The organism is Streptomyces sp. NRRL S-378 (assembly GCF_000720645.1).
In the GTDB taxonomy this organism is placed as follows: domain Bacteria; phylum Actinomycetota; class Actinomycetes; order Streptomycetales; family Streptomycetaceae; genus Streptomyces.
Window position 1 is genome coordinate 1 of the sequence record NZ_JOBX01000172.1, and the last position, 1,535, is coordinate 1,535.

At 72.8% G+C, this 1,535-nt stretch carries 1 protein-coding gene; it reads left to right on the forward strand.

Translation table 11 applies throughout. The annotated features are described in order from the left end of the window. Positions 1-1,535 (forward strand): condensation domain-containing protein (locus IH80_RS0138355; RefSeq protein ID WP_030966552.1); only part of this gene is annotated, 1,535 nt, incomplete at both ends.

The window sequence follows — 1,535 nt, forward strand, 5'->3', positions numbered from 1 at the left end:
GTCCGAGGAGGTCCTCTGCGGCCTGTTCGCGGAGGTGCTGGGCGTGCCGGCGGTCGGCATCGACGAGGACTTCTTCGAGCTGGGCGGACATTCCCTGCTCGCGACCCGACTGGCGGGCCGCATCCGCGCCGTGCTGGGCGCCGAACTGGTGGTCCGCACCGTCTTCGAGGCCCCGACCGTCGCCGCCCTCGCCGAGCGGGTCGTGGCAGCCGGTACGGCCCGGCCCGCACTGACGGCGGTGCAGCGCCCCCAGCCGATCCCGCTGTCCCCGGCCCAGAACCGCCTCTGGTTCCTGAACAGGCTGGAGGAGGCCGGCGCCACCTACAACGCGCCGGCGGCCTTCCGGATCGGCGGGGAGCTGGACCCCGAGGTGCTGGAGCGCGCCCTGGGCGACGTGGTGGCCCGGCACGAGAGCCTGCGCACGGTGTTCCACGAGGTGGACGGCGCCCCGGTCCAGGTGATCCTGGACGAGGACACCGCGGGCCTGCGGCTGCACCGCGTCGCTTGCCGTGCCGAGGAGGCGGAGGCGCTGCTGCGGGAGGCCGGACAGTACGCCTTCGACCTCTCGGCCGAACTGCCGCTGCGGGCCACGCTCTTCACCACCGGCCCCGAGGAACACGTCCTGCTGCTGCTCCTGCACCACATCGCGAGCGACGGCGCCTCCCTGGGCCCGCTGGTCCGCGACCTGGAGACGGCGTTCACCGCCCGCCTCCGGGGCAGCGCCCCGTCCTGGTCCCCGCTGCCGGTGCAGTACGCCGACTACACGCTGTGGCAGCGCGAGCTCCTCGGCGCGGAGGACGACCCCGCGTCCCTGGTCAACCAGCAGCTCGGATACTGGAGGCAGGCGCTGGACGGCATCCCGGACCGGCTCGACCTCCCCTTCGACCACCCGCGCCCCCGGACGTCCGGCCTCCGTGGCGACACCGTCTTCTTCGACCTGGACGCGGACCTGCACCGCGGGATGGCCGAGCTGGCGCGGTCCACCGGTGCCACGCCGTTCATGGTGGCGCAGGCCGCCCTCGCGGTGGCGCTGACGCGGATGGGCGCCGGGACGGACATCCCGATCGGCACCCCGGTCGCCGGGCGCGCCGACGACCAGCTGGACGACCTGGTGGGCTTCTTCGTCAACACCCTGGTCCTGCGCAACGACACCTCGGGGAACCCGACCTTCCGGGAGCTGCTGGAGCGGGTCCGCGCCACGAGCCTGGCGGCGTACTCGCACCAGGACGTGCCGTTCGAGCGGGTGGTCGAGGAGATCGTGGGGAAGCAGCAGACGGCGAAGTTCGACCTGTCGCTGAACTTCCTCCTGACCCACACCGACCAGGGCCTTCCCGGACCGGTGCGGGCCTACGTCACCTACGCCGCGGACCTCTTCGAGCAGGAGACCGCCGAGCGTCTGATCACCGGCCTGGTAAGGATCCTGCAATCCGTCTCCGCCGATCCCGATGGTCGGATCGGTGGGATCGATGTGGTGGACGAGGCCGAGCGGGTGCGGTTGTTGGAGTCCTGGGCGGGTGCGCAGCCCGCGGAGGGCC